Source organism: Bifidobacterium sp. ESL0769 (genome assembly GCF_029395495.1).
Lineage (GTDB): Bacteria > Actinomycetota > Actinomycetes > Actinomycetales > Bifidobacteriaceae > Bifidobacterium.
The window spans coordinates 1,516,624-1,537,412 of the sequence record NZ_CP113918.1 but is presented as its reverse complement, the minus strand read 5'-3'; the positions used below and the strand labels follow the sequence as shown (position 1 = coordinate 1,537,412).

The following is a 20,789-nucleotide window of genomic DNA, read 5'->3' as shown; positions in this document are numbered from 1 at the left end:
TGAAGGCAAGCAGGGTCCGTCAGGAATCGAGCATCAACTAATCCGGAGAATAAACCCTTAGACCACGGTAAGGGTGATGACGGTGGGGTTGCCGTCATTGCCGCGCACGCGGACCTGTGCGCCGGGGTCGGGGGATTGGAAACGGACCTGATGGGTGAGATCGCCCAAAGGCGCGGAAATCTTGACTTTCAATCCCAAGGCCTCCAGCGTTTTCTGCGCGTCACCCTCGTTCTTGCCGCGCACATCTGGTATGGTCACCGTCTCAGGTCCCTTGGAGACTACGACATCGACCTTGTCGCCCCAATGCAGCTGTGTGCCAGCTTTGACCGACGTGGAGATGATGGAGCCGGCCGGAACCGAATCGTTGAATTCCTCGGTGTAGTTCGGCTTGAGCTTCGCGTCGTTGAACGCTGCCTGCGCGTCGTCCTTCGAACGTCCGATTACGTCGGGCATGCTTACTGGCATCGGCCCCTTGGAAAGGATCAGCGTCACCTTGCTGTTATGCGCGATGGTGGTTCCGGGCTTGGGCGAGACGGATTTCGCGGCTCCTGCGGGCAGGTCTTCGGAGTATTCGTCCTTGTTTTCGTCGTGGACGATATTGGTGAAGCCGGCCTGGGAGAGCGCTTCCATCGGTTTTTTCCCGTCGACACTCGACGGGTCGAGGATGTCTTTGGGAATGGTGACGTGTCGGACGCCCTTGGAAACGACCACCTTGAACGTCGCCTTGGTGCGCTTGCTCACGTGGTCGCCCACGTTGCCAGGATCGGTGGAGATGACCGAGCCCTTGGCCACCTTGTCGCTGAATTGCTGAGAGACCTCATAGGGAACCCCGGTCACCTTAAGGGTGCTTTCGTAGGGTTTCCATTTGACGTCGGTGATCCGGCATACGCTGCCTTTCGCGCAACTCAGATCTTCGGGTTTCGGCACGCTGTAGTAGCTGCCAGGGCCGAGGAAGTACCACCAAGCCACGCCGCAGGCTGCGAGTACCGCCAAAAGCGCCAGGATGATAGTGGTGATGACTACCGGTTTACGTAGTTTTGAACGCTTCACAGGCTTGGTCTTGGTGGCAGAACTATTGCCTGCCAAATCCGCGGACTGATCGCCGTCCGGTGCATCCATCAAACCGATGGTCATGGTCGGGTTGTTCGCTGCGGCCGTTCCGTCGTTGGCCAGTGTGCGGCCCGCAATGGCCTGCGTGGCGGCGTTGGGCGCGGATTGACGCTCGTACGTGCCCGGTTGCATCGCCTGTGTTGCTCCGAATGCCGAAGCTCCGGACGAAGCCGCCGAAGTGGTAGCGTACGTCGAAGACTCCGGGGTGGTGGGAACGCCGGAAGCTGAGGAAAAGGGTTCAGAAGTTTGGGATGACGCCGATGCCGGATTGGGCTGCGCGGGATTTGAAGATATGCCGTTTGATTCGCTTGCAGGCGCGGGAGGGGCCGGTACCTCGGTTTGGTAGACGTCGCCATCGTTATGTGCGAGGTGGGAAGGTGCGGTGTTGACAGCCGCGGAAGCTGGTGGCGCCGCCGTGCCAACGAGTGGGGAAGTGGTTCCTTTCCTGGCTGTTTCAGTGCTTTGATTCGACGGAATATAGCGGTATTGCCAGCCGTCGGCGCCGATTCGTGAGCTCAGCGTCTTCAACTCTTGCAGCGCGGCCACGGCATCAGCGGGACGGTTTTCGACTGTACGGGCCGTCAGATGACCGATAAAGGCCGAAATCGAAGGGTCGATGTCCGGGCAGACGGTTTCGAGCGCCGGAACGTCCTCATGGACGTGCTTGAAAACCATCGTCACCGGGTTATCGGAAGTGAACGGCACTTGCCCGGCCAGCATCTCCCAAGCCATGATGCCCACGGAATACAGGTCGCCTTGTGGGGTGGCGATATTGTTTTCGATCATTTCCGGGGCGAGATAGGCTGCTGTGCCCAAGAGCATGCCGGTGGTCGAAAGCGTCGCTTCGCTCATCGCTTTGGCCAGCCCGAAATCAGTGATCTGCACTCGTCCACGGTCGTTCAACAAAATGTTCTCGGGTTTGATATCGCGGTGTACCACGCCGGCCCGATGTGCGCTTGCCAACCCGTCCAAAGTCTGCGAAATGATACGTACCGTCTCGTGGACGCTGAACGTGCCACGCTCGTTCATTTCATGGCGCAGGTTGACCCCGTGGACGTATTCCATCACCAGGTAGTCGCGTCCGCCGGCCGTTCCGGAATCGTAGACCTGCACGATATGCGGATTGCTGATGGCCGCGGCGCTGCGGGCCTCGCGGTGGAACCGGGCGACGAACTGGTCGCGGTGCGGCCCTTGGGCCAGCTGCGTGTGCATCACCTTGATGGCCACGACTCGTTCGAGCCGTTCGTCTTTCGCCTTGTAGACCGTAGCCATGCCGCCGTCAGCAATCGGCCCCAGGACGCGATAGCGCCCGTCGATCAGCTGGGTTTGCGGCTCGTTTTCGGCTTCGCTCATGACTTGGTTGCGTTCCTTGGCTATTGATGGGTATGAATGTCTCAATATTACATGCCGCAAGGTACGGAAGGGATTTCAAGCGGACGAATAGCGGATGTATTACTTTAATTTGTCTGGAATGAAGCGTGCGCAGGCGGCCGTCAGTTCCGCTCGACTTGTGGAGGCTATGTCCGTTTTTTCGATCGCGCTTTTCGCTTGATTCCATAAATCGTGGATGCGTTTGCGTGAGATATCGATAGCTCCGCTTGAGGCGAAGAGGCCAAGTACCGCACGTACGTCGGCGTCGGTTCGGTTGGGTTGCCGGTACATGCCGATCAGTTTGTTGCTCTCCGCTTTATTGCTCGATTTCAAGGCATCGGCGAGCAAAACGGTGTGCTTGCCTTCGCGGATGTCCCCGCCGATGGGCTTTCCAGTGGTTTGCGACGTGCCGATTACATCGAGAAGATCGTCGGTCAACTGGAACGCGATACCTAGGGGCAATCCGATGTCATGCGCGGCCTGGTGGGCGGCTTCTGGAGCCATGCCTGCGGCGCACAGCCCGAGTCCAAGGGGAGCGATGGTGGTGTAACTTGCTGTTTTCCAGGCAAAGACATTGAGTGAAGCATTGATGAGTTCGTCCGGTTGTTCCAAGCTGATGGTTTCCGCGCCCAAATCCAGCGTCTGACCGATTTCAACGGCCCGCTGCATTCGGAGGAACGTATGCAGATTGGCATCGGCGTATTGCAATTCCGGGCTTTTAAGCGCGTTTGCGGCGATGTCGGCGGAAGCCGTGGCGAGCATATTGCCGAGCATGAGCGCCAGTCCGGTTCCGGAATTGTCCGGTGCGTTTTCTTGCTGCAAGGCGACATGGGCGCTGGGGCGGCCGCGGCGCAACGGTGAATCGTCAATGATGTCGTCGTGGATCAGGGCGCTGGTCTGGTAGATTTCGATGGCACAGGCCAAGTCGAGCATGGCATCTGGAACGTTGTAAACTGTTGAGGAAATTTGGCTGAGATTATTGATCTTGACTGCGTTTGTATGATTTTTGTGGTTTTGAGTGATAGCTTTGCTGCTACCGTTGGTCGCTGGGGCTGGCGACTTCTGATAGGACTCGAATGCCGTCAAAGCAAGCAATGCCCGAAGCCGCTTGCCACCACTATTGGCAGCCAGACCCTCATTGAAAACCTTCTCCAGAGTCGGTTGCAGATTTGTTGTCACTTCCCAAGAATGGTTGTTCCTATACATCCATTTCTCGCATAGTTCGGCGATACGTCGGTCGATGACACGGTTATCCACTCTTGCTTGCATAGGTCCCAAGATTATCCACATCAGCCTACTTGACTATTCACATCGGGGTTTATATCGACAGAATGGCGGATTTCCAACGCTAAGAAGCATCCGACCACAGTGACCGAAATCGGCACGGAAAAGAAGCGAAGTGTGCCATAGTGAATCGGACAGGATGGTTTATCCGTTTTTCGGTGACCACTGGCAAAGAGAACAACAATAAAAAAGAATACAAAGGAGTAACCATGGCAAAGCAAACATCAACGAAGTCGAACGGCAAGACTTCGCAACGCAACTCGGCGTCAATGCCTTCGGATTCACGGTCTCATCGTGCGACGGATGGCCGCAGAAAACCGAATACAGGAAACGCTTCCACTGCTAAGAACAAGCGGGGAACCAAGTCAAGGAAACGGGCGATGTATGGCATGCCGATGAATGCATCCGGGCCGAACCGGAGCAAGAAACAAGATCAACAGCATCGCTGCTGCGACCAGTTTGACAATCAGGCCCGGCATGGTTGCAGTGGCGGGCGTGAGGGGTTTGGCAGGGGTGTCGATCTGGATGACGTGGATGAGCAGATCATCGACGCCGCGATAGCGCACCATGCCGCGGACGTGCTCGAGGATTTCGCACACGATTCCGAAGAATCTCAAGATCCCCAATTGGAAGCCTTGGCTCGTCGCTTGCAGGAGTGCAAAATGGAGAAAGGCATCGCACAGGCTAACCGCGACTGGCTTGATGAGCCCTTCGAGGAATGGAACGACAACCTGCGTAATCACGTGCACAGTATGTCGGAGGAGCATGCGCTGGCGATCTGCGTGTCCATGGCGGATATGCTTTCCTCTCGTGACGCCCTGATCATGTCGTTGGTGGGGGCGAACCATGCAAAAGTGGGGGTCAAGGCGATGCTAGATTTGGCGGCAGAACCACACGATCCAGCCAATGTCATCCGGCTTTACCGGCTCTTGGACGCCGCCTTCAATGACACCGATGCCTCGCCCGACCTTGAACGTTGCAACTGTGGAATCGACATGCTTGCCGATATGGCGGGACTGGTCTGCGGGCGCTTCGAGGTGCAACCGCTGACCGTCGCGGCGTACGGTTCTTGGTGGGTTGGCAGCGATGACGCGCTTGATTATGCGCGTGAGGCGCTGTGCCTGGATGAACAATGCACGCTCGCCCGCATTATCTGCTCTGCGATAAATCAGGGTTTGCGTCCGGCATGGCGGATGTAAACCGCAAAAGACATTCTCGCGCCGCGAAAAGACCGTCTTTAGCCATGGCTGAGTGCGAATCGAAAATGGTATGAATTACAAATAAGACATTTTTGCTATTTTTGACGAAGCCATTTGCTTTCAATGGGAATAATCGTCCTTGTTAGATGGTTGACTTTTATAGTCACGGAATTTGTAATGTGGTGGATTCGCGCTGTTTTATAGGCGTGGGGATAATTTTCATTCACTTGAGGAGGGTACGTTTGGCCAAGAAGGAACAGGCAGCAACCGTAGAGTCTGAGCAAAGCGAGGATATCAAAGTCACTCGCAAGTCGAAGGCCACCCGTTCGTCTTCTTCAACTGCGACGCGCAAGGCGACGGCCAAAACGAAGAAAACCGAGAAAACCACTGCTGCGAAAAAGCCGACAAAGACTTCAAAGTCGTCAAGAAAGTCAAAGAAGAACAAGGAAGCGACCAAGCAAAAGCCGGTTAACGCTGATATCGAGGAGAATTCCGAGGATATTTCAGAGGATGACGAGCTTCAGGACGCCGATCTCGAAGACGTTGAGGAAGTCGACGAGGATGAGGATTTCGACGATCTGTCGGACGATTCCTCCGCTCTGCCCGATGAGGACGACGAGGATGAGAATTCTGAGCCCGAGGACGAAGATGAGGATGATGCCGCTTCCCATCGCAAGGCAGCCGAATTGCCGAAAGCGAAGGGTGCGTTTGTCGTCAGCAACAATGACGACGACGATGACAATCTGACGCCTTCCGGCAACCCGAAGCGCCGTGTGGTCGCGGCCGGAGCCACCGCCGATCCCGTTAAGGATTACCTGAAGCAGATCGGCCGCGTAAGCCTGTTGAACGCCGAGCAGGAAGTCGACCTTTCCGAGCGCATCGAGGCCGGGCTGTATGCCCAGCATCTGCTTGATACCCAGAGCGATGGCATGGACTTCAAGCGCAAGCGCGAGCTCAAGTGGGCGGCGAATGACGGCAAGAAGGCCAAGGACCACCTGCTGGAGGCCAACCTTCGTCTGGTCGTCTCGCTGGCCAAGCGTTACACCGGCCGCGGCATGCTCTTCCTTGATTTGATTCAGGAAGGCAACTTGGGCCTTATCCGCGCCGTCGAGAAGTTCGACTGGAAGAAGGGCTTCAAGTTCTCCACCTACGCCACATGGTGGATTCGCCAGGCCATCACCCGCGCCATGGCCGATCAGGCCCGCACGATTCGTGTGCCCGTCCACATGGTCGAGGTCATCAACAAGCTTTCCCGCGTCCAGCGCCAGATGCTGCAGGATCTGGGTCGCGAGCCTACACCCGACGAGCTGGCCCGCGAGCTCGACATGCCCGTTGAGAAGGTACAGGAAGTGCAGAAGTACGGCCGCGAGCCGATTTCGCTGCACACCCCGCTCGGTGAGGATGGTGATTCCGAGTTTGGCGATCTGATCGAAGACACCGACGCCATCGCACCGAGCGAAGCTGTCGCGTTCTCCCTCTTGCAGGAGCAGTTCAAGCAGGTGCTTGAAACGCTTTCGCCTCGTGAGGCCGGCGTCATCAAGATGCGTTATGGTCTTGAGGACGGCCAGCCCAAGACTTTGGACGATATCGGTCGCGTCTACGGGGTCACCCGCGAGCGCATTCGCCAGATTGAGTCCAAGACCATGTCGAAACTGCGCCACCCGTCACGCTCGCAGACACTGCGCGACTTCCTCGACCAGTGATTGTATTTTTCGGATACCCGCCGTCTCGTACGGCGGGTTTTCCATATGGCATAGGCGTTGAATAATTGGAAATCCGACGTTTTATGACCGTTCCCGATCGGTGCGAAACGGTGTTGGCGAGGCTGTTGGGTATTCTAATAACTCGTGGCCGAAAGCCTGATACTCGTTGGTAAGGTAGGTAGAAAAGCGAATGGTTGAGGAATACAGTGCCAAGAACCTGTCCGTGCTGGAAGGGCTCGATGCCGTGCGCAAGCGGCCCGGCATGTACATCGGCACCACCGACAGCCAAGGACTCATGCACTGCCTCTGGGAGATCATCGACAACTCCGTCGATGAGGCGCTCGCCGGCGCCTGCAACAAGATCGTGGTCACCCTGCATACCGACGGTTCCATCGAAGTGGCCGACAACGGTCGTGGTATCCCGGTGGATGTCGAGAAGAAAACCAAGCTTACCGGTGTCGAGGTCGTCTTGACCAAGCTGCACGCCGGTGCGAAATTCGGCAATTCCTCGTACGGTGCCTCGGGCGGCCTGCACGGTGTCGGTTCCTCCGTGGTGAACGCTTTGAGTTCGCGCTTGGACGTCGAGGTCGACCGCAATGGCAAGACCTATCACATGGCGTTCCATCAGGGCCATCCCGGGGTCTACGACGACCCGGACGCCGAACATCGTTCGCCTGACAACAAATTCAAAAAAACCCGTAAAAACAAGCCGACCGAACTTGAAATCATCGGCAAGGTGACTCCCAAGACGACCGGCACGCGTATCCGCTATTGGGCCGACCCGGAGATTTTCAACGACACCGCGCGTTTCAGCTATGAGCAGTTGATTGACCGCGTGCGCCAGACCAGCTTCCTGGTGCCGGGCCTCAAAATCGTGGTCATCGACGAGAACATCCCCGAGACCGGTGACGCGGCCGTGGACGATATGTTCGAGGTCGATACGCCGCAGCCTGAGGAATCGGCGGCTGAAAGCGGCTCGGATGCGGATGCCGTTTCAGCTGCTGAAGCTCCGACGCTGGCTTCTGCGTTTGATGATGATAACGATTCGACGATTTCGTCGGAAAGTTCCGAAAACGGTAGTGCCGATGGTGATACAGAATTATCGGAAAGTAATAACGAGATCCGTGCGGCTGACGGCGACTCCGAAACTGCGGATAACGATGATGCCCATTCATCAGACGAATCTCAAAACGACAGTACCGGTAATAATACCGCCGAAGCCAACGCGTCGCTGAACATCGAAGCGGACGGAGCGCCTGCACGTCCGCACAAACGCGTCGAAGAGTTCCTACACACCGGTGGCGTTAAGGACTTCGTCGATTTCCTCTCCCACGGCGAGCCGGTCTCGACAGTCTGGAACATTGCCGGCGACGCCACCTATACCGAAGAGACACAGGCTGTGGATGCCAACGGTGACCTGCATGCCGAGAAGATCAAGCGCGACTGCTCGGTCAATATCGCCTTGCGTTGGGTCAACGGTTACGACACCACCATCCGCAGCTTCGTCAACGTGGTGGAGACGCCCGGCGGCGGTATGCACGTCGATGGCTTCCTGCAAAGCATCACCAAGCAGGTGCGCAAGGCCGTCGAGGCCAACGCGCGCAAGCTCAAAGTCAATCTCAAAGACAGCAAGAACAAGGTCGAGCGTGACGACATCCTCGCCGGCCTCGTCGCCGTGGTCACTGTGCGCATCGCCGAACCGCAGTTCCAAGGCCAGACCAAGGACGTGCTCGGCACGGCTCCGGTGCGTCCGATCGTCTCGCGCATGACCGACAAGCAGTTCGGCGAGATGATCAACGGCTCGCGCCGCGGCTTCAAAGAACAGTCCGGAAGGGTGCTCGAAAAGATCGTCGGCGAGATGCATGCGCGTATTCAGGCGCGCAAGACCAAAGAGGTCACCCGTCGCAAGAACGCGCTCGAATCCGCCTCCATGCCGGCCAAGCTTTCCGACTGCCAGCCGGGCAACGATGACGTGGCCGAACTGTTCATCGTCGAGGGTGATTCCGCACTTGGCACCGCCAAGGCCGCACGCAATTCCGGCTTCCAGGCGCTTTTGCCGATTCGTGGCAAGATCCTCAATGTGCAAAAGGCCAGCATGACCCAGATTCTGGCCAACAAGGAGTGTTCGGCGATTATTCAGGTCATCGGCGCGGGGTCCGGTGCGAACTTCGACGTCACACAAACCCGCTACGACAAGGTCATCATGATGACCGATGCCGATGTCGACGGCGCCCACATCCGCATCCTCCTGTTGACGCTGTTCTACCGGTTCATGCGCCCGCTTATCTCGCACGGCCACGTCTACGCCGCTGTGCCGCCACTGCACCGCATCGCGCTGGCAGGCAAGCACAAAGGTGAGTTCATTTACACCTATTCCGACGACGAGCTGGCCGGTAAACTCGCCGACCTCGACAAGAAAGGCATCGCCTACAACCCTGATGTGCAGCGCTACAAGGGCCTGGGTGAAATGGACGCGGACCAGCTGGCCGATACCACCATGGACCCGCGCACCCGCATGCTCCGCCGTATCTCGATGGAGGAAGCTGAGGACGCCAGCGGCATCTTCACCCTGCTGATGGGCGACGAGGTGCCGCCACGCCGCCAGTTCATCGTCGACAACGCCGATGACTTCGACCGCACCAAGATCGACACCTGATCGTCTGACAACGATTTCGCTGTACCTTGCCCATGCCGTGATAATGACGGTATGGGCAAGTTTTTATATAAGGCGGAAAAAGTCACCTCGCAATGTTTTCGCAGTTGCGGATATGTCCCATATCGTGAGATACGGTTGCTTGTTGGTGTCGGGCTCGTCCCCACCTGTATGAGAGAATGAAAACGTTGTCTTTGCTCGGCTTTTCAGCCGTCAAAGCGCGGAACTGTAGTCATGGCCCAAAGGAGCTATCGTGACCAATCTGCTGCTGGCCGTCATATATCTTGCCTTCATTTCGCTGGGGCTTCCCGACTCGCTGCTTGGCGCGGCATGGCCCAGCATGCGCCCGCAGATGGGCGTTCCGCTTTCCTGGGTCGGCGGAATTTCCATGATTATCTCGGCGGGTACCATCGTCTCCGCGCTGCTCTCCGACCGTATGACGCTGCGTTTCGGCACCGGTAAATTGACCGCTGCTTCGGTAGGACTGACTGCCATAGCGCTTTTCGGGTTCTCTGTGGCACCCAACTACTGGGTGCTCGCGTTGATTGCGATTCCTTACGGTCTCGGGGCCGGCGGCGTGGACGCGGCGCTTAACAACTACGTCGCCATCCATTACGCGAGCTGGCATATGAGCTGGCTGCACTGCATGTGGGGCATCGGCGCCTCCGTAGGCCCCTACATCATGGGATTCGCGCTTTCCAACGGCCAAGGCTGGCCGTGGGGCTATCGCTACATTTCCATCATTCAGATTGTGCTCACGGTGATTATCGTCTTCTCGCTGCCGCTTTGGAAAAACCGCAATGACGTTCCGGCGGTGGCTGGCTCGGACCAGAGTGAGGATAAAACGCCCGTCGATGAAACCGAAGCCGTTGCACAAACCGAAGCGAAAGCTGAAACGGAACCCAAGCCCGTCAAACCGCTGGGTGTGCGCGGGGTGCTCGCCATACGCGGCGCCAAAGAGATTCTCGTGATGTTCTTCTGCTATTGCGCCATCGAGACCACGTCGGGACTTTGGGCCTCGAGCTACATGGTCGGCCATGACGGCATCAGCAAGGTCACCGCGGCAAGCCTCGCGAGCCTGTTCTACCTGGGCATCACCGCGGGTCGAGCGTTGAGCGGGTTCATGACGATGAAGTTCGACGACCCCACGATGATTCGCATAGGACAGGCCGTTCTTGGCATCGGTATTGTCGTGATGCTCATTCCGTTGCCCGGGCATGTCGCCACCGTTGTCGGCCTGGTGCTGATCGGCCTAGGTTGCGCACCGATTTACCCGTGCGTCATCCATTCCACTCCCGCCTATTTCGGTGTGGAACGCTCGCAGGCGATTGTCGGGGTGCAGATGGCCTGCGCTTACGCCGGTTCCATGATTATGCCTCCCGTGTTCGGTCTTATTGCCCAGCACATCACGATAGCGCTCTATCCGTGGTATCTTCTGGTATTGCTGGTACTGATGGTGGCGATGCACGAGATGCTGCGGCGCAAAGTGAGTCGTCAAGGCTGATATCTGAGTGTTCTTGATAGTCGACGAGCAACGTCGTGAGGCGTTGCGATAATCGAACATATGTACGAATGTCTGGATCTGTTTTCGCCGCCCACCGCGGCGTGGTTCAGGCATGCGTTTGCCGCGCCCACTGATGCCCAGCAAGAGGCGTGGCCGCATATCAAGGCCAAGGAAAATGTCTTGGTGGTTGCCCCCACCGGCTCCGGCAAGACCTTGGCCGCGTTTCTTTCCGCAATTGACGGGTTGATTGGCGAGCAATTATCGAATCATGATGATTCTGTAGCCGAATCCAAGAAGACGGGCGCGATTGGGGAGCAATCAGGCCGGTTTGCTGGAACCGATGACTCTCATAAACCGGCGGCTAAGTCTAAAGCGGTCAAGTCCGGTACATCCGGTAAGTCGGGTGTCAAAGTACTCTATATTTCGCCGCTGAAGGCGCTGGGGGCCGACGTCGAGCGGAACCTGCGTGTCCCATTGGAGGGCATTGCCGCGCAGTGCGTTGCGGAAGGTTTGGAGCCGCCTGATATCGACGTGGCGATTCGTTCGGGGGACACCACAGCCAAGGAACGTCGTCGTATAGCGACGCATCCGCCGGATATCCTGATCACCACTCCCGAATCGCTGTATCTGCTCCTGACCTCGAAGGCGCGGCGCATCCTGAAAGGTGTCGAAACCGTCATCGTCGACGAAGTGCATGCGCTCGCGGCCACCAAACGCGGCGCGCATCTGGCGTTGAGTCTGGAACGGCTCGATTTGTTGACCGGTCGGAAGGTGCAGCGCATCGGGCTTTCGGCGACGGTCAACCCGCCGAAGGAAGCGGCGTTCTTCTTGGGCGGCGACCAGCCCGTCACGATTGTCGACGCAACGGATCCGGTGCATATGGACTTGAAAATCATTGAGCCCGTCGCGGATATGGGTGCGCTGGGTACTGCCTCGGATGACGAGGGCGGATTCCATGTCGGGGATCCTGGTGGAAAAGCTGGAACTCCAGGCAAAGGGGCTGGCACCAGTACTGGTGGATCTCGCCACATAAGCGGCGTCAGTCCTGCCATGCGCGCTTTGGCGGAAGCCCGCAAGAATGGCGTAACCGGTGATTTGGGCATGCACGCAAGTCGATACCGCGAAATCGGATCGGGCGTCGAGGATTCTGTCGAATCGGGCCATGCCACGAATCCAAAGTCGGTTGCAGTTCCAGATTTAAACGTGCAGAATAATGATGGCAGACTCGATGGCACGAACCTGCCTGTCAAACACGGTGATTATTCCTCGCCGACTGCTTCCGCCTCACACTCCATCTGGCCGGCGGTCGAGCGCAGCATTCTCGATGAAATCCTGAGTCACCACAGCACCTTGGTGTTCGTCAATTCGCGAGGACTGGCCGAACGGTTGACCGCACGTATCAACGACCTGTACGCCGAAACCGAATGTGGTGTTGAAGTCGACAACCGTTCCTACGGCGACGGCAAACATTACGATTCCGTCGTCGGTTCCTCCACATCCTTGGTCGGCTCGCACCCGAAAAACGAGACCATTGCCATGGCGCACCACGGTTCTGTTTCCAAGGAGCGGCGCAAGGTCATTGAAGATGACCTGAAGCATGGCCGCCTGCGTTGTGTGGTCGCCACCAGCAGCCTCGAACTGGGCATCGATATGGGTTCAGTCGACATGGTCATCCAGGTCGCGCCGCCGTTGTCCGTTTCGTCCGGTCTGCAGCGGGTAGGCAGGGCCGACCATCGCGTTGGCGGAGTTTCGCATGCGTTGTTCTATCCGTTGACCCGTCAGGAACTGATTACTTCCACGGCGACCGTTGAAAGTATGAGACGCAGTGAAATCGAGCCTTTGGCGGTTCGTCACAATCCCTTGGATATTCTGGCACAGCAGACGGTCGCAGCAGCTGCCATGGATGATCTGAACACCGATGATTGGTATGCAGCCGTTCGTCGGACCGCACCGTTCGCCACGCTTTCGCGAGATATGTTCGACAATGTCGTCGGCATGTTGACCGGTGCCTACAATTCCGAGGAATTCTCGGCTTTCCGACCGCCGCTGCAGCTCAATGTCGAGGAGGGCATCATCTCCGCCCGCCCCGGAGCCCAGCGCCTTGCCGTCACCAGCGGCGGCACCATTCCCGACCGAGGCACCTACACCGTCGTCCTGCCTGAAGCCGATGCCGGATCGGGCCGCAAGAAAGTGGGAGAGCTCGATGAGGAGATGGTCTACGAGTCTCGCGTCGGCGACGTCATCACGCTTGGCACCTCGACCTGGCAGATTGACGAAATCACCAACGACCGAGTGGTGGTCACGCCGGCTCCCGGACGCACCGCGCGTCTGCCGTTCTGGCACGGGGAAGGACCCGGACGCGACGCAGGTTTCGGCGCGCTGCTGGGCGCGTTCATCCGTGAAATTAGCAACGGCCTGATACCAGCGTCATCGTCAGCGGTGAATATATCGCAATCCGATAAAGACAGTGCTGAGCCATTTTCTACTGATGCTTCGTCGAATGTTGCTGACTCGTCGGATTCTTCAAAGTATACTGACAGCGCACATTGGAATGACAATGGCGAGCCTCATTTCGATGTATCTACCGAGAAACGCTTGCGTGACAATGGTTTGGACGATAACGGAAGAGCCAATCTTGCCCGCTTGCTTGCCGAACAAAAGGCCGCGACGGGATCGCTGCCCACTGACAAGACTATCGTCATCGAACATTGTCAGGACGAGGAAGGCGATTGGCGTATCATTTTACATTCGCCGTTTGGCCGTCGTGTCCATGAGCCGTGGGCGCTCGCCATCACCAACCGGCTCAAGCGCAAGTATGGTTTCGACGGGCAGACGTATGCCACTGACGACGGCATCGTAGTTCGACTTCCCGAACAGGACAGCCATGTCAGCGCCGCTGAGCTGTTCCAATTTGATGCCGACGAATTGCTGCGAGATGTGGAGGAGGAGATTGGCGACTCGGTGCTCTTCGCCACCCGATTCCGCGAATGTGCCGCCCGCTCGCTCTATATGCCGAGGATGAACCCTGGCAAGCGGGTGCCGTTGTGGCAGCAGCGCTTGCGTGCCTCAGAGCTGTTGGCTGCGGCCAAGACTCAGCACAATTTCCCGCTCGTCTTGGAAACCGCCCGCGAGTGCTTGCAGGATGTCTATGATTTGCCTGCATTGAAGCGGCTCATGACCGATATTGATAACGGCAAAATCGAAGTGAAAGACGTCGAGACGCAAAGCCCCTCGCCGTTCGCTCAGAACCTGCTCTTCGGTTTCGTGGGTTCGGTGATGTATGAGTACGATTCGCCACAGGCCGAGCGCCGCGCCTCGCTTCTGGCAATGGATCCTGAGGTTCTGGAAGAGCTTTTGGGCAGTGGCCATATCGCCGATGTGCTTGATCCGAAAGCCATCAAACAGGTGGAGGACGAGCTGGGCCACCGGCAGTTCTGGAACGAGCTGGAACCCGATGACGTCAGTGGCAGGATGGTGCGGTTCGCCAAGACGCATGGGCCATTCACTGCTGACCAAGCGGTCAAAGAGCTGGGCTTGGATGCGGTTACGGTGGTGCATGAGCTCGATGACCTCAAGGCCCGCGGCTTGTTGATGACTGGAACGTTTGTCAAAGACCGGCCAAGTCCGCAATATTTGCATCGTGAGGTGTTCCGGCGGATTCGTTCGCGCTCGCAGACGTTGACCCGCAAATCTCTGAAACCGGTCAATCCGGAAATCTATCAATCGTGGCTACTTGTCCGGCAGGGAATTGGCATAAAAGCCAGCGAAGGCGCTTTTGGGCATGGATTCGGCGATAAACGCCATTGGGCCGGCGATGAGCAGGCAGCTGATGACGGGGCAATCGAAGACATGCCATCGCAGACCCGGTCTGCTTGGCCGCGCTTTACCGGAGCAGATGGCCTGTTGCATGTCATCGAGCAGCTGGAGGGCATGCCCTTGCCGGCCGCGATGTGGGAGTCGTCGGTATTCCCAGTCAGAGTGCCTGATTTCAACTCATCCATGCTTGACGAGCTGCTTTCAGCCGGCGAGGTCATTTGGGTGGGTTCCAAGGATGAAGGCGCAACTGCTAGTCCGAAATCGGCCATGAAGCCTGGCAAAATCGCGTTCTATCTTGCCGATTCGCCGTTGCTCGCAAGTATTAATAATCGGCAAGATCTGTCTGGTCGATTGGTAGGTGAAAACATAAAACTTCAACTTCCGCCGATTTCAGTGGTTGACAAGCATGCTGACGATGACCGGTTGCAATCCGATACTGTTTCTGCTGATCAGGAAAGTTCCGCCGACAATGGCATCGTCGCATTGCTGGCTCTTGGTGGCTCCTATCGTGCGGAACAGCTGGAACATCAATGGCTGCTTCGTGGTGGTGACAAACCGCAGGAAGTCGTGAACCCTCTGACTGGTGAGGTAAGGATGTCATCTATTGGCGACTCCGGTTTCGAACGGGCAGTGTGGTCATTAGTGTGGCGAGGCCAAGTAACCAATTCGTCGTTTGCTCCGGTTCGTGCGTTGCTGCAAAATGGCAACGGTTCTCAAACCTCTCGTCGCTCATACACAAGAACGTCGCTGAGCCGTCATCGGCTGCATGGTCGTGCGCGAGTGGAACGTCGGCCTCAATTGCCGGGGACATTGGCCGGTCTGTGGTCGGCGGTGCCGAAGTCTCAGGACGTGCGGGCGGAACAGCGTGCCATCGTGCAGGTCGAAACGCTTATTGATCGCTATGGTGTCATCGCGCCTCCATTGATGGATATGGACCCCGGAGACTTGAGTTTTTCGGATATTTATCCGGTCTTAAAGCAGATGGAAGCCACTGGCACGTTAGTTCGTGGCATGTTTGTGAAAGGCCTTTCCGCCGTCCAGTTCGCCGAACGCACCACTATCGATCAGTTGCGTCAGTGGCGTACGCAAAACGCTCCGCTTGCGGTGGCGTTGGATGCTGCAGACCCCGTCAGTCTTGCCGGTGGTGCGGTTGCATGGCCATCGTTAAACCCATCCGATGGTCTTGAAGGTATAGCCAAAAGTGGCAGTGACGAGACTGGCCAGGAGAACGATTCGGTTGCTGTACAGCCGCCCGATGCCGCTACCGATGAACTGATCAACATTCCGCAAGATGGCAGTGAAAACGTCGGTTCAATCAAATCGTCGGTTCCGTCAAGCAATAGTCTGCCCACCGGTACCAGTAGTACCAGTGTCGGGGCCAAGCATAAGCATGGAAAGCCAGTTCAGCCAATGCGCAAGGTCGGTTCCATGGTCATCTACATTGAAGGCAAGCCTGTGCTCTACGCCATTCCGTCCAGCCATCATCTGCTGTGTTTCAAGGCCACTGATTTCGAGCTGCAACGTGCCATCACCCAACTGGCCGACACCCTGCGCTCGCAGTACGAGTCAGGCCGGCGAAGCGGCAACAAACGTGGCAGCGTCACCTTCCGTGATGTCAATGGCGAGCCTCTTACATCTTTGAACCATTACACGCAACTGTTGCGTACCGCCGGTTTCACCCCATCCCCGCAGGGAATGAAGCTCTATCGATAATCATAAATGGATAACGAAAGCAGTCGCAAAATGGGCAGAATTGTGTATTCATTGAGATTGTGATATCGTCATTGACATCATTCTGGTACATGCAACTGGTGGTGTATGTACTGTAAACGGCACCGTAATACTATTGAAGAGGATGGTTAAGGTGTCGGTGATTCTGCCTTCTATCAAAACCGTATCCTGTATGGCCAGGGCAGCCAAAGCTGCCACGGTAGGTGATCGTCATTTTGGCGTATTGGCAAAGACTCCGGATGTTGGAACTTGCCGGTCACGAGTAGAAAATGCAATTGTGGACGGTCGCAATGCCGGTCTGGCGCAGGGCAGATTGATTTCGGTTGTCCAAACGGTCGGGGTTGATACCGATGACGAGTGAGGATCGCGGTTATTCGCTGCTGCTTGTCGTCGTGGTCACCGGAATGACGACCTATATGCTCTACCCGTTGTTGACCGTCCAGTTGTTGAAACAGGGGTTCAATACCGCCGATGCCGGCCTCATTCTCGGTGTGTTATCCGGGGTCGGCCCGTTATGTTCGTCGGCCTGTGGGCAGGTCATGTCGAGAACCGGGGCAAAGCCTATCGCGGTCGCCGGTCTTGCCCTGCGTGCCGGCGGATTGGCCGTGTTCGCTACCAATGCCACGTTGCCTGTTTATCTGGTATGTTCCGCAGCGGCGTCGCTGGGAAGCAGCAGTGCCAGTCTGGCGGTCAAAACGGAACTGCTGCGCCGCTCTACGTCGCGCAGGATGGTGACCTTGCGGTCGATGGCTGTGAACTCGGGCGCATTGGTGGGGCCAGCGGTCGGCGCGGGCCTGTTTGCATTGTTGGGGTTCAGACGTCTGGTATTGATATCGATTGCACTGTATGCCGTTCTTGCGTTGCTGATGATTTTGCTAAGGTTCAGCCCGCCGGAGGGATCACGCAAGGCATCCGAGGATTCATCGGTTGCGAAAGACCGGCGTGAGCAGAGCCGGAAGCTGTTCGGTCGTGACAGCGCCTTCCCGATTCTATTGGCGTTGACTTTTATCTACTGGACCGTCTACGCGCAGTGGTCGTTGGTCGTGCCCATCGGTTCCTATGCGGGATTCCATACGCAGACCGCCTCCAACGCGGTGTATATGGGCAATGCGGTCTTCATTCTTCTTTTGCAATATCCCCTGCTGATGCACGCTCTCGGCAACGTGAAGGACACGACAATTCTGCTTTTGGGATTTGCTAGCTTTGTGTGTGCATTCGGTGTCCTACTGGCTCCGACCAGTGCATTGCAGGTCGTGGTTTTCGCCCTGTCATTCAGTCTTTCGGAACTGTTGATCAGTCCGACGCTTGACCTGTTGACGGGGAAGATCCGTGCGGCGGGTTCTATGTTGGGGCGTGCATATGGATGGACTGGCACTTTTTCCGGCATCGCGTCGTTGGTTGGTTCGTCGGTCGGCGGATGGCTTATCAAAGTGTGCAACGGGATTTCCGGAGTGCCGCTTCTCTGTCTGCCTCTCGTAGCCTGTTCGCTGTTCCTGATTGTGTTGTTCAAAAAGAAGAAGCCTTCACTATGATGCATTAGCATTTTTCAAATATAGATGTAATGCAATAACGGTTTTGCATAGATGATTAAAGAAAAACAATATGGCCGTCATCTGGATGGGAAATTCAGATGACGGCCATATGAATAATCAGTCCATCGTTATGCCACGTACTCGATCGGTGCAGGGAGATCCACGCCGGAAGCGTCGCGGCGCATATCCGGCTTGGGCAGTTCGACGGGTTGGCCGCCGGAAGTGCTGGCGTAGAGCGGATAGGTGCCGATGGCCGCGCAGGTCAAGGTGTTCTGGCCTTTGAGGAAGCGCTGGGAACGCACACCGCCGGTGCCGCGGCCCTTGGTGGGATACATTTCCAGCGGAGTCACCTTGGCCGCTCCGGTTTCGGTGCCGGGCAGGGCCGCGTCGTCGCCGGCAACGGTGAGTACTACGGCTCCGGAGGCCGAATACAGGCCATTCTCGCCTTCGTCGTAGGTCCAGGCGATCTTGCCGGCCGGCACCACATTGAAGGCGACAACATGCTGCTTGTCGGCCAATCTAATACCGTTCATTCCGCCTGCGGTTCGTCCCTGTGGACGTACGACCTTGGCCTCGAAGGTCAGCAGCGAGGAGTCCGAGGAGATGAAGACAATACGGTCATCGTCGGCTGCGGGTGCGGCGAATACGACGGCATCCCCGTCCTTCAAGTCGATGACGGGCCAGGAATCCATGGTGCTGGGCGATTCTCGGTTCCAGCGCTTGACGATGCCGTGGCGGGTGCCGATGGCCAGCGGGGTAGCGGCGGCATCGGAGCCGTTTGCGTTGCCGTTGCCAGAATCGGCAGATTCGCTCTTGCCAGAGACGTCGCCCACGGCAATCGCAGTCACCACGTGTTCGCCCGAAACCGGTTCGGTGCTGGTGGTCATTCCCAGCAGTTCGTCGGCATTTACGCCGCCGGAAACATTCAGGTTCTCGCTTGCCGGCAGCGACGGCAAATCGGCGACATGGGCCAGAACCAGACGCCCGGCCGAAGTAATGAGTCCATAGCTCGAAAGCGTCGTGCTGGCGAAAATGGAAACAATTTGATCGTCGTGAGCGCGCTTGCCGTTCGCCTCACGCGTCTGCCAAAGGTCGACGGCGCTCGGTGAAGTGCGGGCGATGAGCCCGGTGGCGCTCAGCATCACGGCGCAAGGTTCGTCGTCAAGCCGTAGTGCCGCAGTCGCTTCCTCGACTTTGCCAGCCTTCTTGGCCTTCTTTGCAGCTTCCACATCCTGTGCCGCCTGAGAAACCGTGTTCTCCACGCGGATGGCGGCCAGAGCGGAGGAATCCGGGTTGGCATTGGCACCATCGCTCGTAGAAGCAGAGGAAGCCAGGGATTGCACCGGCGTCAGGCTGCCGTCTTCGTGACGTTCCAGCAGCACGGTGCGCCGCGGGTCGCCCCACTTCTTCACGGCCTCGTCCATCTCGGAGATAATGACTTCGTCAAGCCGCTCACCCGAAGCGAGGATTTCATTGAGCTCGTCGATCTGCTTCTTCAAGTCGTCCTGCTCGGCCTCGAGCTCGATACGGCTCATCTTGGTCAGTCTGCGCAGACGAAGATCGAGAATGTATTGAGCCTGAATCTCGTCAAGGTCAAAGACGGCCATCAAGCGCGTTTTGGCGGCATCGGCGTTGTCGGAGGTGCGAATAACCTGGATGACCTCGTCGATATCGACCATTGCCAGCAGCATGCCCTCGACCAAGTGCAGCCGTTCCTGCGCTTTGCGTAGACGGTATTCGCTGCGTCTGTGGATGACATTGCGCCGATGCTCCACCCAGACTTCGAGCATTTCCTTCAAGCCCATGGTGTGCGGCCGTCCGTGGACGAGCGCCACATTGTTCATCGTGAAATTGTCTTCCAGCGGCGTGTTCTTGAAGAGCTGGGCGAGCACGGCGTTGGGGTCGAAGCCGGTTTTGATCTCGATGACGATGCGTGTGCCGTTATGACGGTCCGTGAGGTCGATGGCCCCGGAAACGCCTTCGATATGGTGGTTCTTCACGCCTTCCGAGATACGTTCGAGCACACGTTCTGGGCCCACCATGAACGGCAGTTCGGTAACGACGATGGCTTTTTTGCGTGCAGTCACGTTTTCGATATGCGTGGCGGAACGGGTGGTCAGCGTCCCACGTCCGGTCTTATAGGCGTCACGGATGCCGTCGCGTCCGATGATGATGCCGCCGCCCGGCCAATCCGGCCCGGGCACGTAGTCCATCAGCTCATCAAGCGTGGCGTCGGGGTGTTTCATCAGATATTTTGCGGCGGCGACCACTTCGCCGAGGTTGTGCGTGGCCATGTTGGTGGCCATACCCACCGCGATGCCCGAAGCACCGTTCACGAGCAGGTTCGGGATGGCGGCCGGCAGCACGTCGGGTTCCTTGAGCTTGTTGTCGTAGTTGGGGGAGAAGTCGACGGTGTCTTCGTCAATGTTCGCGTTCATCCCCAGTGCCGCTGGTGCAAGCCTTGCCTCGGTATAACGCGAGGCCGCCGGTCCGTCGTCAAGCGAGCCGAAATTGCCGTGCCCGTCCACCAACGGCAGGCGCATCGCGAACGGCTGGGCAAGGCGCACCATGGCCTCGTAGATGGAGGAGTCGCCGTGCGGGTGCAGTTTGCCCATCACCTCGCCGACGGCACGGGCGGACTTCATGTACGGCTTGTCCGGGGTCAGGTTCATCTGGCCCATCTGGTAGATGATGCGTCGCTGCACCGGTTTGAGGCCGTCGCGCGCGTCCGGCAAGGCTCGCGCGTAAATCACCGAATAGGCGTACTCGAGGAACGATTTGCTCATTTCCTCGTCGAGCGGCGTTTCGACGATGTTCTCCTTGACCGTGTGCGGGTCATAGGCTGGTTTGGCCGTTTTGCGACGTTGAGCCATACTGAAAAGCACC

General features: G+C 57.5%; 8 protein-coding genes and 1 pseudogene. 6 read left to right on the top strand and 3 right to left on the bottom strand.

Annotation, left to right across the window (positions count from 1 at the left end):
• Window positions 1-57: 57 nt before the first annotated feature.
• Complete coding sequence (locus OZX72_RS06170) at window positions 58-2,463, bottom strand: Stk1 family PASTA domain-containing Ser/Thr kinase (RefSeq protein ID WP_277157805.1); 2,406 nt, start codon at window positions 2,461-2,463, stop codon at window positions 58-60.
• Between the two features lie 99 nt (window positions 2,464-2,562).
• The gene (locus tag OZX72_RS06165; RefSeq protein ID WP_277157804.1) at window positions 2,563-3,750 is read right to left on the bottom strand and encodes a polyprenyl synthetase family protein; all 1,188 of its coding nucleotides are present in this window, start codon (window positions 3,748-3,750) and stop codon (window positions 2,563-2,565) included.
• 224 nt (window positions 3,751-3,974) lie between these two features.
• On the opposite strand from OZX72_RS06165, the gene OZX72_RS06160 reads away from it, so the two are divergent.
• From OZX72_RS06160 to OZX72_RS06135, 6 genes and pseudogenes are all read left to right on the top strand, one after another.
• On the top strand, window positions 3,975-4,964 hold the full coding sequence (locus OZX72_RS06160) for a hypothetical protein (protein WP_277157803.1): 990 nt from the start codon (window positions 3,975-3,977) through the stop codon (window positions 4,962-4,964).
• Between the two features lie 242 nt (window positions 4,965-5,206).
• Window positions 5,207-6,667, top strand: a complete 1,461-nt coding sequence (locus tag OZX72_RS06155) for an RNA polymerase sigma factor (RefSeq protein WP_277157802.1) — start codon at window positions 5,207-5,209, stop codon at window positions 6,665-6,667.
• A 190-nt stretch (window positions 6,668-6,857) separates the two neighbouring features.
• Complete coding sequence (locus OZX72_RS06150; RefSeq protein WP_277157801.1) at window positions 6,858-9,323, top strand: toprim domain-containing protein; 2,466 nt, start codon at window positions 6,858-6,860, stop codon at window positions 9,321-9,323.
• A gap of 250 nt (window positions 9,324-9,573) precedes the next feature.
• Complete coding sequence (locus OZX72_RS06145; RefSeq protein ID WP_277157800.1) at window positions 9,574-10,824, top strand: MFS transporter; 1,251 nt, start codon at window positions 9,574-9,576, stop codon at window positions 10,822-10,824.
• A 60-nt stretch (window positions 10,825-10,884) separates the two neighbouring features.
• Window positions 10,885-14,577, top strand: a pseudogene (locus OZX72_RS06140) (DEAD/DEAH box helicase); the annotation flags it as partial.
• 2,144 nt (window positions 14,578-16,721) lie between these two features.
• Window positions 16,722-17,903 (top strand): MFS transporter, encoded by a 1,182-nt coding sequence (locus tag OZX72_RS06135; protein ID WP_277157799.1) that lies wholly within the window; start codon window positions 16,722-16,724, stop codon window positions 17,901-17,903.
• 128 nt (window positions 17,904-18,031) lie between these two features.
• Here OZX72_RS06135 and OZX72_RS06130 read toward each other — a convergent pair whose 3' ends face one another.
• Complete coding sequence (locus OZX72_RS06130; protein WP_277157798.1) at window positions 18,032-20,776, bottom strand: DNA topoisomerase IV subunit A; 2,745 nt, start codon at window positions 20,774-20,776, stop codon at window positions 18,032-18,034.
• Window positions 20,777-20,789: the final 13 nt, after the last annotated feature.